Raw genomic sequence first — 21,797 nt, 5'->3', positions numbered from 1 at the left:
CTAGCCGATCTGACCGAAGATGGCGCTGAGCGCTTCCTTGATCTTGGCCGGATCCTGGCCGCCGCCCTGCGCCATGTCGTCCTTTCCGCCGCCTCCTCCTCCGAGGATCTTCGCGGCAACCGACACGAGCTTGCCGGCCTTGATGCCGTGCTCGCGCGCGGCCTGGTTCGTGGCGATGACCACCGACGGGCGGCCCTTCGACACCGAGGTCAGCGCGACGACGGCGGGCGCCTCGCCCAGGCGCTCGCGGATCTGGGCGGCGAGCTGGCGCACCTGGTTTGGATCGGCGTCCGTGCCGAAATCGTGGATGACGGCGTTGACACCATTCGCCTGCCGGCGCTGTTCGATGAGCGCGGCGAGGCCGGCGGTCAGCTTCTCGGTGCGCAGAGTCTCCAGGTCCTTCTCCGCCTTGCGTAGCTTGGCCATGAGCGACTCGATGTGCTCGGGCAACTCCTCGGGGCGCACGCGCGTCATCGAGCTGAGCTGGCTCACGAGCGCGCGTTCCTTGGCGCCCTCGGCGTAGGCCCCGCGACCTACCAGCGCCTCCACGCGGCGCACGCCCGAACCGATCGAGGACTCGCCCAGGATGGAGACCAGGCCGATCTCGCCCGTGTCGCCCACGTGGGTGCCGGCGCACAGCTCGCGCGACCAGTCTCCCCCGATCGAGACGACCCGGACCTCCTTGCCGTACTTCTCCCCGAAGAGCGCCATCGCGCCGAGCGTCTTGGCCTCATCCAGGCTCATGATCTGGTCTGTGACCGCGAGGTTGTCCTGCAGCTTGCTGTTGACCTCGGCCTCAATCGCCGACAGGTCGGAAGCCGAAACCTGCGAGCCGTGACGGAAGTCGAAACGCATCCGCGAGGGCGCGTTCTCCGAACCAGCCTGGGTGGCCTCCGGGCCGAGCACCTCGCGCAGCACCTCGTGCACCATGTGCGTGGAGGTGTGAGCGCGGGCGATCTGCTCGCGGCGGTCGACGTCGATCTGACAGTAGACGGCGTCGTCAAGCGCCACCGAGCCCTCGGTGAGGCTGGCGCGGTGGACGAACAAGCCCTTGATCGGCATCTGCACGTCGCCCACTTCGAGCAGTCCGCCGCCCGCCACCGAGATCGTGCCGTGGTCAGCCAGCTGGCCGCCCTGCTCGGCCCAGAACGGGGTCTGGTCGAGCACGACATCGACCTGGGCCGGCGCCTCGGCAAACGGCACAGGCTGGCCGTCCTTGAGAATGGCCACTACCTTCGCCTCGGCGGCGTAGTCCGTGTAGCCGAGGAAGCGGGTTGCACCCCCGGACTCCTCCTCGATCTTGTGGTAAACCGAGGCGTCCACGTGGCCGGTCTTCTTCGCCAGCGCATCAGCGCGGGCGCGGTCCTTCTGCTCCTGCATGAGGGCGCGGAAGCCCTCCTCGTTGACCTCGACCCCGGCCTCGTGGGCCATCTCGAGCGTGAGGTCGATCGGGAAGCCGTAGGTGTCGTGGAGAGTAAAGGCCGTCTGGCCCGGAAGCTCAGCGCTGTCGGCCTTCGCCTGGCGCACCGCCTCATTGAAAATCTGGGTGCCCGATTCGAGCGTGCGGCGGAAGGCCTCCTCCTCACCGTAGGCGATCTGGGAGATGCGCGCGAAGTCACGCTCCAGCTCCGGGTAGGACTCCTTCATCACGTTCATCGACGCCGGCAGGAGGGTGGGCAGCGCCATCCCCTCGAACCCGAGCAGACGCACCGAGCGCACCGCGCGGCGGATGAGGCGGCGAAGCACGTAGCCGCGCCCGTCGTTACCGGGGCGGACGCCGTCGCCGATCAGCATGAGCGCGGAACGGACGTGGTCGGCCACGATGCGCATCCGCACGTCATCTTCCTCATCCGCGCCGTACTCCTTGCCCGTCAGCTCCTCGGTGGCGGCGATGACGGGGTAGACCTCGTCGATCTCGTACATGTTCTTCTTGCCCTGGAGCAGGTAGGCGATGCGCTCCAGGCCCGCGCCCGTGTCGATCGCGGTCTGGTCGAGCTTGCCGAGCAGCGGGTAGTCGTTGCCCGTGCCCTCACCGCGCATGAACTCGTCGAACACGAGGTTCCAGATCTCCAGGTAGCGGTCGCCGCCCGGGTCAACGTTGCCGCCCACGGCCTCCGGGCCGAAGTCCGGGCCGCGGTCGTAATGGATCTCGGCGCATCCACCCGCCGGGCCAGGCTGGCCCGTGGACCAGAAGATCTCCTCACGCGCGAGGCGCACCACGTGCTTAGGATCGAGGCCCACCACCTGCGTCAGGTGGTTGTAGGACACCTCGTCCTCCTCCCAGATCGTCACCCACAGGCGGTCCTTCTCCAGGCCATAGCCGCCGTCGTCGACAGGCGTGGTCAGCAAACCGAAGGCGAGGTCGATCGCGCCTTCCTTAAAGTAATCGCCGAAGGAAAAGTTGCCGCACATCTGGAAGAACGTGCCGTGGCGGGTGGTGCGGCCCACGTTGTCGATGTCATTCGTGCGGATGCACTTCTGGACCGAGGCCACGCGCGGGAAGGGTGCCTCCTCCGTGCCAACGATGTACGGGATAAACGGCACCATGCCGGCGATCGTGAAGAGGATGGACGGATCCGGGGACACGAGTGGAACCGACTCGGCGATCTCGTGGTCGTGCTTGGCGAAGTAGTCGAGCCAGCGGCGACGAATCTCAGAAGTACGCATTGAACTCCCATCTCAAAGCGCGTGAGCACATTGGTAGCGTTACAACAACAGAAAAATCTAAAGCTTCTTGGGACCGAAGGCGTCGCGCACCTTCTCCGCCCCCTTGCGCGCGGCGAGGAAGGGCGCGCCAACGGTGGAAGTGACCAAGGTGGTCATCGCCGAGATGTCCTCGGAGGTGCGGGCGGCCGCCTCGGTGATCGCGTCAAGCTTCTTCACCTGCAGGTTGGTTTCGGCCACGGTCTGGGCCGCCTCATCAATCGCCGGGAGGGTGTGCTCAGTGAGCTCCCGCAGCGATTCGGTCATCCGATCGAGCACATCGCACAGCTTGCGCAACGGCTTAATCGAGAAATACACGAGTACGAGGAAACCGAGGGCCGCCAGCACGCCGGCGATCTGTCCAAGAGTAATGTCTGCCATGGGGCTAGCTTATCTGGAAATGACAACGCGCCACGGCTAACCGCGGCGCGTTGTCCAGATAGCTTATCGCGAGTAGTGCTCGACGACCATCTGCACGTCACACGTGACCGGAACCTCGGCACGCTTCGGGCGGCGCACCAGCTCGGCACGGAGCTTGGTCAGGTCAACCGAGAGGTACTCGGGGACGGCGGGCAGGACGTCGGCGTGCTGGCCCTGGGCCGCCACCATGAACTGCGGGGAGGCCTGCGAGCGCGGCTTGATCTGGATGACCTGGCCGGGCTTGACGCGGAACGACGGGCGGTCCACGAGCTTGCCGTCCACGAGGACGTGGCGGTGGACGACCACCTGGCGGGCCTGGGCGATCGTGCGGGCGAAGCCGGCGCGAAGCACGAGGGCGTCGAGGCGCATCTCGAGGAGCTCGACCAGGTTCTCACCGGCCATGCCCTCCATGCGGCGGGCCTCATCCCAGATCTTACGAAGCTGGGCCTCGCGGATGCCGTACTGTGCGCGCAGGCGCTGCTTCTCCTTCAGACGAATCGAGTAGTCGGATTCCTTGACGCGGCCGCGGCCGTGCTCGCCCGGACGGTACGGGCGGCGCTGCATGAGGCGCTCCGCCTTCGGGGTGAGGGCAATACCAAGGGCGCGCGACTGACGCACCGACTTACGGGAACGGTTTCCAGCCATAAATATCTCTCCTGTCTACTCATGGCGTGCAATGCACGGGACCAACAACAAACGGCTAAGGCCCCAGGATGGACTCCGCGTGGGAGTGTCACTTCAACGGAAGCAACCGTGACATGGTAGCACTACTTACCCCGCAAAATCGCCTGGATCCGCTCCAGCCGGGACGTGATATTGGCCTCGTAACCACGATTCAGGGGCTCGTAGTAAGCGGTGCCCACCAGCTCGTCGGGCAGGTACTGCTGGGCGGCCACGCCGTCCGGCACGTCGTGCGGGTAAACGTAGGGGATGTTGCGGCCCGTGGACTGCGCCGCAACCTTCGAGGCCTTGACCGACTGGTCGCGCAGGTGGACGGGCACCGCGCCGATCTTGCCCGCCCGCACGTCAGCGATCGCCTTGTTGATCGCCAGGTAGGCGCGGTTGGACTTCGGTGCGGTGGCGAGGTGGACCACCGCCTCGGCCAGGATGATGCGTGCTTCCGGCATGCCCACGAGCGCCACGGACTGCGCCGCGGCCGTGGCAGTCTGCAACGCCGACGGGTCTGCCATCCCCACGTCCTCAGCCGCGGAGATCATGAGGCGTCGGGCCACGAAGCGCGGGTCCTCCCCCGCCTCGAGCATGCGCGCCAGGTAGTGGATGGCCGCGTCCACGTCCGATCCGCGGATCGACTTGATGAAGGCCGAGATCACATCATAGTGCTGGTCGCCGCCGCGATCGTAACGCACGGCGTAGACGTCAACCGCCGCTTCGACGTCAGCAAGCGTGAGGTGGTCCCCCACCACGGAGGCCTCGAGGATGGTGAGCGAGCGCCGCCCGTCGTTGCCGGCGAGCCGGACGATCTCGGCCACCGCCTCATCCTCAGCCCGTACCTTGCCGCCGTACCCGCGCTCGTCGGTCAGCGCGCGGCGCACGAGGGTCTCGATGTCGGCGTCGGTAAGCGGGTGGAGGGTAAGCAGGAGTGAACGCGAGAGCAGCGGGGAGATGACGGAAAACGAGGGGTTTTCGGTGGTGGCGCCGATAAGGATCACCCAGCCGTTTTCCACCGCCGGCAGCAGCGCGTCCTGCTGGGTCTTGGAAAAGCGGTGGACCTCGTCCACAAACAGGACCGTGTCGGTGCCGTCGGTGACCAGGTGGTCGCGCGCCTCGGCGATGACGGCGCGCACTTCCTTCACGCCGGCCGAGACGGCCGAGATCTCCACGAAACGACGATTGCCCTGGCGCGCCACGAGGTAGGCCAAGGTGGTCTTGCCGATTCCGGGAGGGCCCCACAAGAACACCGAGCTGGGCGCGCCCCCGCGGTCCGGTTCGATCAGCCGACGCAACGGCTGGCCCGGCCCGAGCAGGTGGCTTTGGCCCACCACCTCATCGATCGTGCGCGGACGCATGCGCACGGCAAGCGGCGCGGAGGTATCGGCCGGAGTACCGTCCACGCTCATCGATTGGGAGTCAAACAGATCCATTCCTTCAGCATATCTCCCGCCTCCGACAAACTTGCGCACGCCCGAGCGCGGACGGCGAACTCGAGTGACTGGCGCGGGCGAAGATTGGCATAATAGAGGCACATGGGAAGGTGAGATTATGTTTGATCGGATCGGCCACGCCATCGCGCGCAGACCACACTTCTTCGTCCTCGGTTGGGTCCTTCTCCTGGTCCTCGGCGCCACCTCGGCGCTGTGGGGATTCGGCCAGGGCAACCTGTTCGCGCGGATGCAGTCGTCGGAGTCAATGGTGCCGAATACCGAATCCGACATCGTCATTCAGAAAACGAACGCGGACACGGCCCCCGATTCCTCCGTTATCGTGGTCCAGGGCGTCGACACCGCCGACGTCTCCACGCAGATCGCCGACTTCCGCGAGCAGCTGACCTCCATTTCCGGTGTCACCGACGTCGTCGACCCCCTCTCGGTTGAGGAACAGTTCACCGAGGGCATCCAGAGGGCCACCGACGACGCCGTCGCCCAGGCCCTCGAGCAGAACCAGGCCACGATCGACCGCGCGGTTCAGCAGGCCCTTGCCCAGGCCGAGCCGCAGATCCAGCAGGCCGTGGACGGGGCGGTGGCCCAGTTCTCCCAGCAGTACCCAGGCGCGCCCACCGACGAGGTGGCCGCCCAGACCCGCGCGCAGGCGAGCGCCCAGGTGGAGCAACAGGCCAGGGAGACCGCCACCGCCCAGATAGAGCAAGGTGCGCGGCAGGCCGTGGCCGAGGAGATGGCGAAGCAGGACAACCCGGCCGACGCCCTGCGCAAGGACGGCGGCTTCGTGGTGAGCGTGGAGGCCGCGGAGGATTCCTCCCCCACCGACGACGTGCTCGCCGCCACCGCCACCTTCGAAAAAGAGATCCAGAAGGTCAACCCGGACGCGCACGCCGACGTCAGCTCCTCGGCCGTTTTCGAGAGCGCGATCATGGAGGTGGTCAAGTCTGACCTCATCACCGGCGAGGCGGTGGGCCTGCCGATCGCGCTCTTCCTCCTCGTGGTCGTCTTCGGCGGCCTGATCGCCGCCGGCATGCCACTCATCGGCGCACTGACCTCGATCGCCACGGGCATGGGGTTGCTGTGGGTGCTGACCCACGTCACGAACGTCGATTCTTTCGTCCTCAACATCATCTCCGTGATCGGCATGGCCCTCTCGATCGACTACGGCCTGCTCATCGTCTCCCGCTACCGCGAGGAGGTCACCGAGCAGCTCGAGCGGCGCGGGCTTGACCCGCACGCGCTTCCCGACGATGTCTCGGGAGTGGTCACGGACGCCGTCGCCGCCACGGTGGCCACGGCCGGCCGCACCGTCTCCTTCTCCGCCCTCACCATCGCCTTCGCGATCTCCGGCCTGGCCGTCATGGAGGCGCCTATGCTGAAGATGATCGCGATCGGAGGCATCATCGTCACCATCCTCGCGGTCTCCACGGCCGTGCTCATGGTGCCAGCCATGATTACGTTGCTCGGCCGCCGGCTCGTGCGCCCCTCGTGGCTCTCGGGCGTGCCCGTCTTCCGCACGATCGTGAAGAAGGTGGGCGACACGGCCTCCGACGAGGGCACCTTCTCGCGCCTGGCGAAGTGGGTCCACCGCCGCCCGTGGCCGATCCTCATCACGGTCACCGCAATCCTCGTGCTCATGGTGATGCCGGTTCGCGACCTCACGATGCGCTCGAACTTCATGGAATATATCCCCGAGCACACGAGCGCCGCCCGCGCCTACGACGGCATGCAGGACTACGAGATCCTCGCCGCCCCCTCCATCACCGTCATCGCCGACACGAGCCCGGACGACGCCGCCAACCTTATCAATCGCATCGAGCAGATCGACGGGGTGGACTGGGTGGCCCCCGCCGAAGCGATGAACGATGGCGAAACCCTCATCAAGTTCCATATGGACGCTCCCGACCAGGTGGGCCCCGAGGTCACCAACGCGGTCAAGGAGCTGCGCGCCTACGACGCCGGCTACGACACGTACGTCGGAGGCGCGGCCGCCCTCCAGCTCGACTTCACGAACTCGATCAAGGACGGCGCGCCCATCGCGGTGACGATCGTGGCGATCGCGGTGCTCATCTTGCTCTTCCTCATGACCGGCTCGGTCATCGCACCGATCAAGGCCCTTGTCATCAACACGCTCTCACTGTTTGCCGGCATGGGCGCCACGGTCTTCGTCTTCGAGCACGGCCTGCTGGGCCTGCCGCAGTCGGTGGGCCTGGAGACCTTCGTGGTCGCCGCCTCCATCGCCTTCGGCCTGGGCCTGGCCATGGATTACGAGGTCTTCCTCATCGCCCGTATCAAGGAATACTGGGACGCGGGTCACGACAACGACACGGCGGTTGAGATGGGCCTGCAGCGCTCCGGGCGCATCATCACCTCGGCTGCCGCGATCATCGTGGCCGTGTTTGTCGGCTTTATCTTCGGCGACATGCTGGCGATCAAACAGGTGGGCGTGGCGCTGGCAATGATTGTCATCATCGACGCCTCCCTCGTGCGCATGCTCCTCGTGCCGGCCACCATGACGCTACTCGGCAAGTGGAACTGGTGGGCGCCCGCGCCGCTGAAGAAGGTCTACGAGAAGTTCAAGATCGTCCACTGAGGTCGATCTTGGACAGCTCCGTGGGCGTGGCGCAGTAGACGGCGCCGTTTTGCCAGCAGCTGGCCTCGATCACGCGCTCGCCGGTAACGATGTCGAATGTCGCCACCACCGATCCCGAGCCGGTGCCCGCCACGGACACGTAGGGGTAGTCGAGCACGGAGAGCTGGAGGGTTTCGGGCCGGATCGCATCGAAGCGGAGCATCTGCCCGCCCACGATCAGCGCCTCGACGTCGGCGTAGCCGGGGGCCACGGAGTCGGTAAGGGCCTGCTCGAAACCGACCACTCGGGCGTCGTCGAACACAAAGGCGCGGGAGGTATCGAGTGCGTTGGCCTCCTCCACGATCTGCTCGAGCGTGGCGAGCGTCCAGCGCGGGCTGAGGTTCATCGTCAGCGCGGGCGTGGCCTCGAGGCGCGCGGTCTCGTTGCCGTCCAAGTCGAAAAGCGTGAGCACGGTCGGCTCGACGTCGCTGACGGTGATCTGCCCGGCCTCGACGACGACGAAGCCGTCGGCCAGCGGTCGTGCGATCGAGGCGATTCCAGCGGGGTTGAGCCACGGGGAGTCGGCGTCGAGCACGCCCACGTCGAGGAGGCGCTGGAGGGGCTCGGGATAGGAATCGGCGCGCTCGACAGGCGTGCCGTCCGGCAAATAAGAAGTACGCCCCTCGTAGCGAGCGAGCACTTCCCCGCCGAGCTGGTCGATCGGGGCGTCGGCGTCGGCCTCGATGAGCACGACGCCGTCCGCGTCGCCGCGCGCGTAGTAGGCCTTGTCCCCCGCCTGGGCGATGAAGGCTAGGTCGGGCCGGGCGACCGCCTGCCCGTCGCGGCCTACGAAGATCTGGGTGCCGGCCACGCACATCGCGCCCGCGCCGGCAGCAACGCACGATTCGGCCTCGTCGGCGAGCGTCACGCTCCACAGCTGCGTGCCGGAGGTGTCGTAGCCCTCAATGGCCTGCCCGCGGGGGATGACGACGACGTCGCCCAGGTCGGCAAACTGCACGTTGTACAGCCCGCCCACGGGGATCGACCACAGGGCGTCCGCGCCGCCGACCGAGCAGCCGGCAAGCGCGAGGACCACCGCGAGCCCGAGGGGGCTGCGCATCAGCCGAGCGCTCACGTGCCCCTCAGTTCTTCAAACGGCTCGGCGCGCCCGGAGATAATCGCACCGTCGTGGGTGATGCCGAGCCGGGTATAGAGCCGCATCGCGCCCTCGTTCCAGGCCCACACGCCAAACCGAATGAACGCACCGCGTTCGAGGGCAGCATTGACGGCTCCCACCATCGTCGCTCCCCCATACCCGTTACCCCGGTAGTCGGGGACGGTGCCAAGCCCGTGGAAACCTATCCCTTCCCCGACCTTCTCTGCGCCCATAACGGTGGCGATATTGCCATCGGGGGCGCGCAGGAAGAACCAGTCGAGGTGGTCAAGCTCGCCCACGGCGTCGGAAATCGGGTTGGAGGCAAGCAGGGCGGCGCGAATCTCCTCGCGCACGCCGTCCATCTGGGCGCTGCCCGCAGCACAAAACTCCACGGAATCGCAGTGCTCCACCGGCGCGAGGGGGCGGTCGGCCCAGAAGAAGTCCCAGGCGTGCCCCCAGTTCGGGCCGAAGTGCTCGCGCAGGGGCTCGTCGAGCGCGCCGTAGACCTCGCGGTTGATCATTGTGCGCGCAGGAATAACCCCGCGGCCTGCGAGGTCGGTCAGGGCCGGGATGGCCGACCCGGGCTCACCGTACGCGATGAGCGTGGGGCCGGCCTCCCCGCCAAGTAGCACCAGGCCGAGGCCGGGAGATTCCTCGCGTTCGAGGACCTCCCCGCCCCAGGCGTTCAGGCGCCAAAAAGCCGCTGACGCTCCGAGCATCTACTCGGCGTCGGCCTTCTCGGCCTCGCCCTTGTCGGCGTCCTTCTTGGCCTTGGGCTTGGCGTCCACACCGGCCTCCTTGCGCTGCTGCACGGTGATCGGCGCCGGGGCATCCGTGAGCGGGTCCCAGCCGTTGCCGATCTTGGGGAAGGCAATGACGTCGCGAATCGACTTCGCGCCCACGAGCAGAGAGACGATGCGGTCCCAGCCGAAGGCGATGCCGCCGTGCGGCGGGGCACCGTACTTGAAGGCTTCGAGCAGGAAGCCGAACTGCTTGTTCGCGGTCTCCTCGTCGATGCCCATGACGTTGAACACGCGCTCCTGGACGTCGGCGCGGTGGATACGGATCGAGCCGCCGCCGATTTCGTTGCCATTGCACACGATGTCGTAGGCGTAGGCCAGGGCATTGCCCGGGTCCTGGTCGAAGGAGTCGAGCCACTCGGGCTTGGGCGAGGTGAAGGCGTGGTGGACCGCCGTCCACTTGCCGCCACCAACAGCGACGTCGCCCTCCGCCTCGGCGTCGGCGGTGGGCTTGAACAGCGGCGCGTCGACCACCCACACGAACGCCCAGGCGTTGTCGTCGATGAGGCCGCAGCGCTTGCCGATCTCGAGGCGGGCGGCCCCGAGCAGGTCGCGCGAGGCGGCCGGCTTGCCGGCGGCGAAGAAGATGCAATCGCCTGGCTTGGCGCCGGTGGCCTCGGCCAGGCCCTCGCGCTCGGCGTCGGAAATGTTCTTCGACACCGGGCCGCCCAGGGTCCCGTCCTCGGAGATGGTGACGTAGGCCAGGCCCTTGGCGCCGCGCGCCTTCGCCCACTCCTGCCACTTGTCGAACGTGCGGCGCGGCTGGGAGGCGCCACCGGGCATGACGACTGCGCCCACGTATTCGTTTTGGAATACGCGGAACGGGGTGTCCTTGAAGTACTCGGTGAGGTCCACGAGCTCCTGGCCAAAGCGCAAGTCCGGCTTGTCAGAACCGAAGCGTTCCATGGCCTCCTTGTACGGCATGCGCGGGATCGGCGTCGTGAGATCGTAGCCAATCAGCGCCCAGATCTCCTTGAGCACGTCCTCAGCCACCGCGATGACGTCGTCCTGGTTGACGAACGACATCTCGACGTCGAGCTGGGTGAACTCGGGCTGGCGGTCAGCGCGGAAGTCTTCGTCACGGTAGCAGCGGGCGATCTGGTAGTAGCGCTCCATGCCGGCCACCATGAGCAGCTGCTTGAACAGCTGGGGCGACTGCGGCAGGGCGTACCACGAGCCCGGCGCGAGGCGGGCCGGCACGATGAAGTCGCGCGCGCCCTCGGGCGTGGAGCGCGTCAGGGTCGGGGTCTCGATCTCCACGAAGTCGTGGCCGTCCAGCACGCGGCGGGCAGCCTGGGAGACCTTCGCGCGCAGGCGGATGGCCTTCTGCTCATACGAGCGGCGCAGGTCGAGGTAGCGGAACTTCAGGCGGGTCTCCTCGTTAACAGAGCCCGCGTCCTCGGCGTGATCCGAGATCTGGAACGGGAGCGGCGCGGAGGGGTTGAGGATCTCGACCTCGATGGCCTCCACCTCGACGTCACCCGTGGCGAGGTTCGCGTTCGCGTTGCCCTCGGGGCGCTCCATGACGGTGCCGGTCACCTTGACCACGAACTCGGAGCGCAGCTCGTGTGCGACCTCCTCGCGGACCGTGACCTGGGCGATTCCAGAGGCGTCACGCAGATCAAGGAAGGCGATCCCTCCGTGGTCACGACGCCGATCGATCCAGCCCGCCAGAGTGACGGTGCTGCCGATGTCTTCTTTTCGCAGGGATCCTGCCATCCGGGTACGAATCACGTATACCTCTTTCAATTGTGGTCTCACCCGCGAGACGGGCGGGTGATGTCCTCCCGCGAGACGGGCGGGGAACACGTGGAAAACTCTACGCCGAAGCGGGCTAAGATCACACCTGGCGAGGCGTGCCGTTTCCAACATTGGATCTTACGATCGTGGTGTGAGACAAGCACGAAAGAAGCAGCGAATTAGTCGGAGCCTTGAGCAGTGGCTGGTGATCCTCGCAGTGAGTCTCATCAGCCTGGTCGCCTTCGAGGCCCTCGCCGTGGCAACTGCCATGCCCTACGTGGTCGACATCCTTGACGGGCGCAACCTCTACGCTCTCGCCTCGGGCGTCACGCTCGCCACCCAGCTCATCACCACCGCCTTCGCCGGGCCGTGGTGTGACGCGAAGGGACCGAAAGTTTCCCTGTACACGGGCCTGGCCCTCTTCACCGGCGGGCTGATCGTGGCCACGCTCGCGCCGTCGGTGGAAATCATCGTGCTCGGGCGTGCGATTCAGGGATTGGGCGGAGGCCTCATCGTGGTTCCGCTCTACGTCTTCGTCGGCAACTATGTGGAGCCTGCGCGCCAGCCGCGCATCTTTTCCTCCTTCGCCGCCGCGTGGGTCTTGCCCTCCCTGGTGGGCCCGCTGGTGGCCGGCTTCTTTGTCGAACACCTCAACTGGCGCCTCGTCTTCGGCATCGTGCCCGTGCTCCTCATCCTCAGCGCGCCGGTCATCCTCAAGCAGTTCGGCCGGTTCCCGGACCTGCACGAACACCAGCCGGTCTCCGGCTACAAGCGCACCGTGGCTTTCTCCTCCACGGCCGGCGTGGTGATCCTCGGCATCCAGCTACTCTCCGGACTCAGCGCCGAGGAATTCGACGCAAAGGCGATCGCGCTGGTCATCGGTCTGTCGGCCCTCGTGCTGTTCCTCGCCCGTCCGCTCCTGCCGCGGGCCACGTTCCGTGCTCGGCGCGGCCTGCCCGCCACCGTCCTGCTGCGCCTGGCGATCAACGGCACCTACATCGCGGTGGAGGTCTTCCTCCCGCTCATGCTTAAGGAGGTCCATGGCTGGTCCGCAACCCAGGCCGGCATGATCATGACCTTCGGCTCGGTGACCTGGGCGATCGGCTCGTGGGTGAGCGGGCGCGTGACGGACGAACGCTACCGGGCGGCGGCGCCCGTCGTCGGCACGCTCGTCCAGGCCTTCGGCACGGCGGCCACCATCACGGCCGCATCCGCATCGGTGCCCGGAGCTACGGCCCTCATCGGCTGGCTCGTGGCCGGCTTCGGCATTGGGCTGGTCTACCCCGCTCTCACGGTCCACGCCCTTGCACTGACCCCGCCCGAGCGGCACGGGCGCACATCGGCCTCCCTGTCGATCGCCGACACGCTCGGCTCAGCACTGTTCGTGGCCTGGTGCGGCATCATCTACGCCCTCACCCTCCCCCAGGGCCACGCGGCCTTCGTGTGGGTGATCGGCACGATGACCGCGATCTTGGCGGTGGGCGTGTGGGTGGGCTCTCGGGTGCTAGATGTCACCCCTGCGTCGCTGTCGGCCACCACCTCCGAACACTAGACTGATGGCGGCGCACTCGCGCCGCGCCGCCGCGTTTTATCCGGCCTGGCTTTCGCACTCTTAGGTACTTATGACGTCATTTTCTGGGCTCAACCTGCCCGCACACATCCTGTCCGCCATCTCCGACATGGGCTACGTCCAGCCCACCCCGATCCAGGCCGAGGCCATTCCACCCCTCCTCAAGGGGCGCGACGTCGTCGGCGTGGCCCAGACGGGCACCGGCAAGACGGCGGCCTTCGCCCTGCCGATGCTCACCCATGTCGATCCTGACCTACCCAAGGTCCAGGCCCTCGTGCTCGCCCCCACGCGCGAGCTCGCCATGCAAGGCGCCGACGCGATAGACAAGTTTGCCTCCACTACCACGGGCCTGGACGTCGTGGCCGTCTATGGCGGCTCGTCCTACGTGCCACAGATCGGCGCGCTGAAGGACGGAGCGCAGGTGGTGGTCGGCACGCCGGGGCGCGTTATGGACCTCATTGACAAGGGCGCGCTCAAGCTCGATTCCGTTCGCTACTTCGTTCTCGACGAGGCCGATGAGATGCTGCGCATGGGCTTTGCCGAGGACGTGGAGAAGATCGCCTCCGGGCTGCCCGAGGAGCGCATCACGGCGCTGTTCTCGGCCACGATGCCCACGCCGATCCGCCGCGTGGCCGAGACACACATGACTGACCCAGTGGAGGTCACGGTGGCTCCCCCGGCATCCACGATCGAGACGATCCACCAGACCTATGCGGTGGTGCCCTCGCGCCACAAGATCGGCGCTCTTGCCCGCGTGCTTGCCACGACGCCGGCCGACGCCGCCCTCGTCTTCGTCCGCACCCGCGCCACTGCCGAGGAACTCGCCATCGAGCTATCCACCCGCGGCGTGCAAGCCGCAACCCTCTCCGGTGACGTGCAGCAGCGCGACCGGGAGAAGCTTGTCGATCGCCTGCGCACCGGCACGCTCGACGTGCTGGTAGCCACCGACGTCGCCGCCCGCGGGCTCGACGTGGAGCGCATCGGGTTGGTGGTCAACTTCGACGTGCCGCGCGAGGTCGACACCTACGTCCACCGCATCGGCCGCACTGGGCGCGCCGGGCGCGAGGGCACGTCGCTGACCTTCGTCACGCCCAAGGAGCGTAGCCGCCTGCGTCGCATCGAGCACATCACCGGCGCTCACATGGAGCAGGTAGAGCTGCCCACCCCGGCCGAGGTGTCCGGTCTGCGCGCCCGCCGGCTCATGGCCGAGGCCAAGGATCGCTACGAAGTGGGCCGCCTGTCGGTCTACCGCGACGTCATTGCCGAGTTCCGTGCCGAGCAGGTAGACGCCGAGCACCCGCTTTCTCCGGAGGACCTCATCGCCGCGCTGCTGGCAATCGGAGTGCGCGACCCGGGCCCGCAGTCCGACGACGAGCCCGAGCGCCTCACCGCCCGCTTCGAAGGCGAGGACCGGAAGGGGCGCAAGGATCGCAAAGAGCGCCCGGCACGCCAGGGTCGCGAGGGCCGGAAGAACAAGCCGAAGACCTTCGAGGGCGAAGGCACGATGTACCGCGTGGAGGTTGGGCGCCGCGACGGCGTCTCCCCCGGCGCGATCGTGGGTGCGCTCACGAACGAGGGCGGCCTCAACGGATCCCAGCTGGGCCGAATCGACATCTACCCCACGTTCTCGCTCGTCCAGATCGACCGCGAGATCGACCGCGACACCCAGCGCCGTATCGCCAAGGCGCGCGTGTCCGGGCGTGACCTCAACATCTCCAAGGACTCCGGCCCGGGTATGCGCGGCCGGGACCGCGCTCAGCGCCGGCCGCGCCACTTCCGCTAGGCGCTCGACTTCGTCAGCCCGCCCAGGAGTTCCTGGAGATGGGCGTAGGCCGAGCGCTCCTCGTCCAGCACGGCAAGCTCGGCGCGGGCCTTGTCTGCGAAGGCGACGTCGATGCGCGCACCTACGCGCTGGCGCATGCGGCGAGCTCCGTGCCCGGCGAGCACCCGCCCGATTGCGGCCAGGAGCCAGCCGGCAAGAAGCCCGCCGGCGAGCATGAGCGTGGGTAGCGGGAAGATCCCCCACCCGGGCGGCTCGCTGAGGCGCAGCTGGAGCGAATCAGCGAACGCGAGCCCGAGCAGCCACACGCCGCCGGCGATCGCGGCCGCCAGCGCCAGCCACTGCAACAGATTCATGAGCAGCCACCACGCGGGCCGACGGCGGGCTTCGACGTCCACCCCGGAGAGCGCGGTGTCGAGTCCGCCGATGAGCCGCTCGGCGCGCTCGCCCAACTCCTCGCGGGTCTGGTGTGCCCACGCGGCGGGCATGTGTGCTGTCGAGGCTTCCACATATTCGCGGATTTTGCCGCGGGCCACCGCCGCCTGCGACGGCGAAACGTACGCTACCACGTCCAAGACCCCGCCCGTGTCGAGGCGCAGGCGCTTGAGCGGATCGATCCCGCGCCGGGCCAGCCAGCGCGTGACGGGCCAGCCGGTGGCCTGCCTCGCCCGCCGCTCGTAGGAGTCAGCTGATGCCTTCGCCACCACGCGCGAGCCCGCCGCCACGGCGAGCGCCGAGGCAACAGGTTCGAAGGGGACGTCGGCGGCCGTTGTCGCGGGCCGCCCGCCGTCGGCATGAATGCGCCCGAGCATGTTGCGCGACTCGGTGCGGATGTCCGCCGCGAGCTTTTTCTCCGCCGCCGCGCGCTCGGCCACGATGTCGTCAATCCTTGCCCGTAGCGCGTCCACGCCCCGGCCCGTCGTCGCGGACACCGGGAGCACCGGGACCTCGAGCCCGTCGGCGCGCAGGAGGCGGCGAGTGTCGGCCAGGACGTCGGCGAGCGTGGCCTCGTCCAGCCTATCGACCTGGTTGAGCACCACAATCGTTGTGGCCGCGTGCTCGGCGAGCTCGGCCAGGTAGTCTTCGTGGACCACGGCGTCGGCGTACTTTTGCGGGTCGAGCACCCACACGACGACGTCGACCAGCTCGGTCAGCCGGTGGGCCGCTTCGCGGTGATCGAAGTTTGTGGAATCGACGTCGGGAAGATCGATGAGCACGGCCGCGCCCGCGTCGGTAAGCGGGGCTTCGTGGCGCTCGGTGATGCCGAGCCAGTCGAGGATCTCGGCGGCCGGCGTATTCGTGACGGCCACGGGCTGGGCGGTGGTGGGCCGGATCGCGCTCGCGCGCGTCACCGGGCGCCCCACGATCGCGTTGACCAACGAGGACTTGCCCGCCCCCGTGGGGCCGGCAACCGAGATGACGGTGGCGTCGGTGGTCAACGACCGGCGTTGAACTGCGCGGTCGAGCACCAGCGCGGCCTCGCCCACCGCGCCAGGGACCTTCGCCTGCGCGATCTCGACAGCCGCGTGGAGGTCTCCGATCGACTCAGTCAGGCTCATAGGTTCCTCCCGTCGGCAATCTTCGCCTCGGTTAAAGCCCGAAGCTGGCGCGCGTAGTCGTCGCGGATCTGGCGGCTGAGGCCCAGCTCGTCGATGACACCCTGCCATGCCGCTCGGTCCGCCCCGAGGAACTCCCGCACGCGCGCGTCCAGGTCCTCGCGCGCCTCCTTTGCCATCCGGCGCACGGCCTCGTCGCCGAAAACAGCTTCGAGCACGCGCTGTGCCACGACAGCGGTGCCGCCCGCCACAGCGATCTCCCCGCCGATCAGCCCCCCGGTGGAGGCGAAGACGACGATGATGAGGGCAACGCCCACGGCGTTGATTGAGAAGGCGAGCGCCCGGGCCGTCAGCCGCTTGGACTCGCCCTCATTACGGATGAGCGCGATGAGGGCGGCCTGCCATTCGCGCACGAGCCGCTCGGCGGCCTCCCGCCGCTCCGCCTCCCCGCGTAGGCGCTCCTTCGCGCGTTCCACCAGCGGCCCGGCGATCCCGGCGCGCCACGCGTCCCTGATGTGGGCGTTAGCAGCGTCGGCCTCGGCAAGGAGCAGTGCCAGCACGTTGTCCTCGAGCGCCTCCTCCACGGTGGAGGTATCCACGCTCGCCTTGAAGAAGCCCGTGATGCGGTCGCGCAGCGAGGACACGCCCTTCTCAAGCTTTCGGGCCCATTCGCCGGTGCCCACCACGTCCTGCCAGCGCGAGAGCACCTCGCCGCGCAGCAACGAGCCGTCCGAGGCCTGGCGGCGCAGCGCGTCCTCCGCGCGGTCAAAGGCCGCGTTGATGTCCCAGCGCAGGGAATCCGCGCCCGCGAGCTGCTCGTCGTAGCCGGCCAGGATGTCAGAGGCGGTGTGAAGGAGCTTGTCCACCGTGCCCGTCAGGGTCTGACGCGCCACCGAGGCCCGCACCTGCGCATCGGAGGCCAGGCCCTCGAGCCACCCACGGATCGGAGCGACGTCGGCGGCGGCAACCATCCCGTCCTGCAGCTTCTGTTCGGACAGGACGAAAAGCGGCGCGTGGTCGAGCCCGCGCTCGCCGAGCATCCGGTCCAGGTCCGGGCGCACCTGCGCTCCCGTCCCCGGTGGCACGCGGTTGAGCACGATACCGACGACGACGTTGCGCTCGGCCGCCTCATCGAGCATCGCCCACGGGATCGCATCCGCATATCGGGCGGCGGTGGTGACGAAAACCCACAGGTCGGCGGCGGCCAGGAACTGCGCCGCGAGGTGGCGGTTTTCCACCACCACCGAGTCAATATCCGGCGAATCAAGGAGCGCCATCCCGCGCGGGATCAGGTCAGTGGCACGGATCTCGAGCTCGTCGCCCGCCTCGCCCGCAGAATCGAGGTCCGCGGGGCCGTGCGAGATGACGCGGGCCAGGTGGGGGAAGATGCGCTGATCCGTAAACCAGTGTGCGTCTTCGGGGTGATGCAACAGGAGCGGCCGGCGCGTCGTGGGCCGGATCGCGGAGGCCAGTGCCACCTCTTCACCCAGCATCGAATTGATGAGGGTGGACTTTCCGGCGCCCGTGGAACCTCCGAAGACGGCCAGCAGCGGGGCCTCGAGCGTCTCGTAGCGCGGGATGACGTAGTCATCGAGCTGGTTGATCGCATCCGCATACAGCGACAGGCTATCCTCGCTCCCCGCCATTGCCAACGGAAAAACGAGTGCGTCGAGGCTCTCGCGGAACGGACGCACTTCGGCCGCTACCCGCGAGGGCAGCTGGGGAAAGTCATTCATCGCTCCCCCGAAGCTCGGGGGTAAGGTCGCTGGCCGGCGGGACCCACTGCGCGGCGTCAGCAACCACCTGCTCGCCGGAGCGGATGTCCTTGACCTGCTCGCCGTCGTCGGTGGAGAACCACACGAAGGGGATGCCGCGTCGATCGGCGTAGCGAATCTGCTTGCCGAACTTCGCCGAGTTCGGCGAGACCTCGGCCGCGACCCCGCGCCCCCGAAGCTGCTGAGCCGTCTTTTCGGCGTGGCGGCGCTCGCCCTCGTCGTTGACCGCCACGAGCACGGCGGTGGGCACCTTGCGCGTGGGCGTGACCAGTTCCCGGCCGATGACGCGGGCGAGGATGCGCGAGACGCCGATCGACAGGCCCACCCCCGGGTAGGTCTTCTTGCCGTCCGAGACCAGCGAATCGTAGCGGCCACCCGAGCATACCGAGCCCAGGTCCTCGTGCCCCTCGAGCACCGATTCGTAGACCGAGCCCGTGTAGTAGTCCAGGCCGCGGGCGATCTTCAGGTCCGCGCTCACCGAGCCCGGGATCAGGTCATTCGCTCCCTCGACCAAGGCCACCAGCTCTTCGAGACCCTCGTCCAGTAGCTCGGATCGGCAGCCGAGGGCGAGGACGCGATCGGCCACGCCGGCGTCGTCGCCACGAATGCCCGCGAGTTCGAGCGCCAGGCGCGCCTGGTCCTCGCTCGCGCCAATCTCGCCCAGCATCTCAGCCACGACCTTCGGCCCCACCTTGTCGAGTTTGTCAAGGATGCGCAGGGTCTCCTCCACGTCTTCCAGCCCGATCGCCTGGTAGAAGCCCTGGGCGACCTTGCGGTTCGAGGCGAGGATCTTCACCCGCGGGATCGGGAGCTTGGACAGGGCGTCTACCATGACGAGCGGCAGCTCGATTTCGTGGTGGAAGGCCAGCGTGTCCTGCCCAACCACGTCGACGTCGGCCTGTAAAAACTCGCGGAAACGCCCGTCCTGGGGGCGCTCGCCACGCCAGACCTTCTGGATCTGGTAGCGGCGGAAGGGGAAGTCAAGGTGCCCGGCGTTTTCCAGCACGTAGCGCGACAGCGGGACCGTGAGGTCAAAGTGCAACCCGAGCTCGGAGTCCGCGCCCTGATCCTGCAGGCGGCGCAGGAGGTAGATCTCCTTCGACGTCTCGCCCTTCGACAGCAGGCGCTCCACCGGCTCCACCGCGCGGGTCTCGATGCCGGAGAACCCGTGCAGCTCAAACGTGGAGCGCAGGACGTCGATCATGTGCTGTTCGACGATGCGACCGGAGGGGAGCCATTCGGGAAAACCAGACAGAGGTGCAATTTTAGCCATGGGCCTATTCTTCCATCTTTCGGCCCCGAACTAAGAATCAGCCGCGCCCCAACACCGAATCAGCGCTAATTTAGCTCATCGCCGCGTGCAGGTAGGGGTTGTGGCGCACCTCGTGGAACATCGTGGTGGACGGGCCGTGGCCGGGGAAGACGGCGGTCTCGGGCTTGATCACCTGGACCAGCAGGCGCAGGCTGGCGGCCATCTTCTGCTCGTCACCGCCCGGCAGGTCCGTGCGACCCACTCCCCCGTTGAACAGCACGTCACCGGCCAGCATGATCGGCTCGACCTGGCCGGTGGACATCATCGCGCCCTCGCGGTCCGGGGCGGGATTGCCTTCGAGGAGGAAGACCGTGGAGCCCTCGGAGTGGCCGGGCGCCGGCAGCGCGCGGATCGAGATTCCCGGCACGATCTCGAAGGGCCCCGAAAACGCCTCGGCCGGTAGCTCACGCAGGCCCTCGGGCTTGACCCAGGGCTGGGCGCCCATGCGCGAAAGGGCCAGGGCGCGGGACGGATCGACCGGCAGGTAGGCGGCCGGGTCGTCCATCCGGTACATGTCCGGGCCCGGGATGTAGACCGGAGCCGATCCCGCGACCGTCGCCACGTCCCACACGTGATCCGGGTGGCCGTGAGTGAGCAGAACGGCACCCAGGCTCAGCCCGCGCTTCTCGAGCGCGCCGGGCACCCAGGCGTGCGAGCCGGCGCCCGGGTCGACCACGAGCGCGGAGGACTGCGCGGCGAGGATGTAGGTGTTGGCCTGAAGGAACGTGTCACTGTTACGAAGGAAGTACATGTCTTCACGCTACCGTTAAGCCAACTTTGAGCGCATCTAAGATAACCAGAATGCGAAAAATGGACTATAAACCGCGTAGACTGTTCCACGACATACGCGAACGGTGTGGCACCGCCAACCCCGTCTACTGAGGAGAATCTCATGACCGAGTCCACGAACGAGTCCATGAACACAACCGAGGCACCGCAGGAAACGCCGATCCCGGCGCCCCGCCCGAAGCCGCAGGTGGCAGCCCCGGTTCCCGAGGTCGACGACGCGGCGGCAGCGGCGGCCGCCAAGTGGGGCCGCGTGGATGACGAAGGCAACGTGTGGCTGCGCTCCTCCGGTAACGACGCCGAACGCATCGTCGGCCAGTACACGATCGATGGCTCCGATAAGGACGCCCTCGGCCTGTACGTGCGCCGCTACCTCGACCTGGAAAACGAGGTAAGCCTGCTCGAGGCCCGCCTGGCCAACATTTCCCCCGAGGAAATTTCAGCTTCCATCAAGGCGCTGACCGAGCAGCTGCGCGAGCCCGCCGTCGTCGGCGACGTCGAAGCGCTGCGCAAGCGCGTGGAAAGCCTTGAGGGCGCCGCCGAAGAGCGCCGCGCCCAGGTCAAGGCCGAGCGCGAAGAGGCGAAGAAGGCCTCCGTTGCCGAGCGCACCGCGATCGTCGAGGCGGCCGAGGCGGTCGCCGCGCAGGACCCGGCGAACACGCACTGGAAGAATTCGCGCGCGGAGCTGACCAACCTGCTCGAGCAGTGGAAGTACGCCCAGCGCCACTCCCCGCGCATTGACCGCACCACGGAAGAAGAGCTGTGGAAGCGCTTCTCCTCGGCACGCACCACCTTTGACCGCCACCGCCGCCAGTTCTTCTCGCAACGCGATTCGGAGCGTAAGGCGATCACCGCGCGCAAGGAGGCCCTCATCGCACGCGCCGAGGCGATCGCGGACTCCACCGATTGGGGCCCTACCTCGGGCCAGTTCCGCGAGCTCATGAACGAGTGGAAGCGCGCAGGCCGCATGAACAAGCGTGAAGACGACGCGCTGTGGGAGCGCTTCAGCGCCGCCCAGAACCGCTTCTACGAGGCCCGCAACGCCTACAACGCCGAGATCGACGAGGAGTTCGCCGCCAACCGCGACCGCAAGCTCGAGCTACTGGCCGAGGCCGAGAAGCTCCTGCCGGTGACCGACATCGACTACGCCAAGGCGCAGATCCGCGCGATCGGCGAGCGCTGGGACGCCATCGGCCGCGTGCCGCGTGCTGACATGCAGCGCACTGAGGGCCGCATGCGTGACATCGAGACCCAGATCCGCGACGCCGAATCCGAGCAGTGGAAGAACTCCGACCCGGAGAAGGACGAGCGCTCCGCCGGCATGGCTGAACAGCTCCAGCACCTCATCGACGAGCTCGAGACCCAGATCGCCCAGGCCCGCGAGGCAGGGGATGAGAAGAAGGTCAAGGAGTACGAGGACGCCCTCGCCGCCCGCAAGGCATGGCTGAGCGCGGTCCAAGGCGACTAGGCCGAATGACGTGGAAGACGCCGCCGGTTTTTCCGGCGGCGT

At 67.6% G+C, this 21,797-nt stretch carries 15 protein-coding genes; 4 read left to right on the top strand and 11 right to left on the bottom strand.

Annotated features, from left to right (window positions below):
* The 4 genes from alaS to HMPREF3167_RS01695 all read right to left on the bottom strand — a co-directional run bounded on the left by alaS (position 1) and on the right by HMPREF3167_RS01695 (position 5,225).
* Complete coding sequence (alaS, locus tag HMPREF3167_RS01710) at positions 1-2,667, bottom strand: alanine--tRNA ligase (RefSeq protein ID WP_070445137.1); 2,667 nt, start codon at positions 2,665-2,667, stop codon at positions 1-3.
* Between the two features lie 57 nt (positions 2,668-2,724).
* Entirely contained in the window at positions 2,725-3,084 is a 360-nt protein-coding gene (locus HMPREF3167_RS01705; RefSeq protein ID WP_062612422.1) for a DUF948 domain-containing protein, read from the bottom strand.
* A 63-nt stretch (positions 3,085-3,147) separates the two neighbouring features.
* A complete protein-coding gene (rpsD, locus tag HMPREF3167_RS01700; protein WP_062612421.1) occupies positions 3,148-3,768 on the bottom strand; it encodes a 30S ribosomal protein S4 in 621 nt (206 codons plus the stop codon).
* A 122-nt stretch (positions 3,769-3,890) separates the two neighbouring features.
* Positions 3,891-5,225, bottom strand: a complete 1,335-nt coding sequence (locus HMPREF3167_RS01695) for a replication-associated recombination protein A (RefSeq protein ID WP_068538319.1) — start codon at positions 5,223-5,225, stop codon at positions 3,891-3,893.
* Between the two features lie 118 nt (positions 5,226-5,343).
* Here HMPREF3167_RS01695 and HMPREF3167_RS01690 point away from each other — a divergent pair, with 118 nt between their 5' ends.
* The gene (locus HMPREF3167_RS01690; protein ID WP_070445136.1) at positions 5,344-7,833 is read left to right on the top strand and encodes an MMPL family transporter; all 2,490 of its coding nucleotides are present in this window, start codon (positions 5,344-5,346) and stop codon (positions 7,831-7,833) included.
* Here the strand turns inward: HMPREF3167_RS01690 and HMPREF3167_RS01685 are convergent.
* The 3 genes from HMPREF3167_RS01685 to aspS are packed head-to-tail and all read right to left on the bottom strand — an operon-like array spanning position 7,817 to position 11,502.
* Positions 7,817-8,947 carry a hypothetical protein gene (locus HMPREF3167_RS01685; RefSeq protein WP_143601926.1) on the bottom strand — a complete coding sequence of 377 codons (1,131 nt, stop codon included), beginning with the start codon at positions 8,945-8,947 and terminating at the stop codon, positions 7,817-7,819. The genes HMPREF3167_RS01690 and HMPREF3167_RS01685 overlap by 17 nt on opposite strands.
* Positions 8,944-9,687 carry a GNAT family N-acetyltransferase gene (locus HMPREF3167_RS01680; RefSeq protein ID WP_070445135.1) on the bottom strand — a complete coding sequence of 248 codons (744 nt, stop codon included), beginning with the start codon at positions 9,685-9,687 and terminating at the stop codon, positions 8,944-8,946. Before HMPREF3167_RS01680 ends, HMPREF3167_RS01685 begins: the two co-directional genes overlap by 4 nt.
* Complete coding sequence (gene aspS, locus HMPREF3167_RS01675) at positions 9,688-11,502, bottom strand: aspartate--tRNA ligase (RefSeq protein WP_062612412.1); 1,815 nt, start codon at positions 11,500-11,502, stop codon at positions 9,688-9,690.
* 157 nt (positions 11,503-11,659) lie between these two features.
* Between aspS and HMPREF3167_RS01670 the strand changes: the two genes are divergently transcribed.
* Complete coding sequence (locus tag HMPREF3167_RS01670; RefSeq protein ID WP_070445131.1) at positions 11,660-13,060, top strand: MFS transporter; 1,401 nt, start codon at positions 11,660-11,662, stop codon at positions 13,058-13,060.
* A 70-nt stretch (positions 13,061-13,130) separates the two neighbouring features.
* Positions 13,131-14,861, top strand: coding sequence for a DEAD/DEAH box helicase (locus HMPREF3167_RS01665; RefSeq protein ID WP_082661070.1), 1,731 nt, complete (start codon positions 13,131-13,133; stop codon positions 14,859-14,861).
* Here the strand turns inward: HMPREF3167_RS01665 and HMPREF3167_RS01660 are convergent.
* The 4 genes from HMPREF3167_RS01660 to HMPREF3167_RS01645 all read right to left on the bottom strand — a co-directional run bounded on the left by HMPREF3167_RS01660 (position 14,858) and on the right by HMPREF3167_RS01645 (position 20,252).
* On the bottom strand, positions 14,858-16,417 hold the full coding sequence (locus tag HMPREF3167_RS01660; RefSeq protein ID WP_062612408.1) for a dynamin family protein: 1,560 nt from the start codon (positions 16,415-16,417) through the stop codon (positions 14,858-14,860). The genes HMPREF3167_RS01665 and HMPREF3167_RS01660 overlap by 4 nt on opposite strands.
* Entirely contained in the window at positions 16,414-18,150 is a 1,737-nt protein-coding gene (locus tag HMPREF3167_RS01655; protein WP_068538324.1) for a dynamin family protein, read from the bottom strand. Before HMPREF3167_RS01655 ends, HMPREF3167_RS01660 begins: the two co-directional genes overlap by 4 nt.
* Complete coding sequence (gene hisS, locus HMPREF3167_RS01650; protein ID WP_070445128.1) at positions 18,143-19,462, bottom strand: histidine--tRNA ligase; 1,320 nt, start codon at positions 19,460-19,462, stop codon at positions 18,143-18,145. The genes HMPREF3167_RS01655 and hisS overlap by 8 nt, the downstream gene beginning before the upstream one ends.
* A gap of 70 nt (positions 19,463-19,532) precedes the next feature.
* Positions 19,533-20,252, bottom strand: a complete 720-nt coding sequence (locus HMPREF3167_RS01645; protein WP_062612403.1) for an MBL fold metallo-hydrolase — start codon at positions 20,250-20,252, stop codon at positions 19,533-19,535.
* A 141-nt stretch (positions 20,253-20,393) separates the two neighbouring features.
* Here HMPREF3167_RS01645 and HMPREF3167_RS01640 point away from each other — a divergent pair, with 141 nt between their 5' ends.
* On the top strand, positions 20,394-21,755 hold the full coding sequence (locus HMPREF3167_RS01640) for a DUF349 domain-containing protein (RefSeq protein WP_244899204.1): 1,362 nt from the start codon (positions 20,394-20,396) through the stop codon (positions 21,753-21,755).
* Positions 21,756-21,797: the final 42 nt, after the last annotated feature.

The organism is Trueperella sp. HMSC08B05 (assembly GCF_001808405.1).
Classification (GTDB): Bacteria; Actinomycetota; Actinomycetes; order Actinomycetales; family Actinomycetaceae; genus Trueperella; species Trueperella bernardiae.
This window is presented reverse-complemented; position numbering and strand designations above follow the sequence as displayed.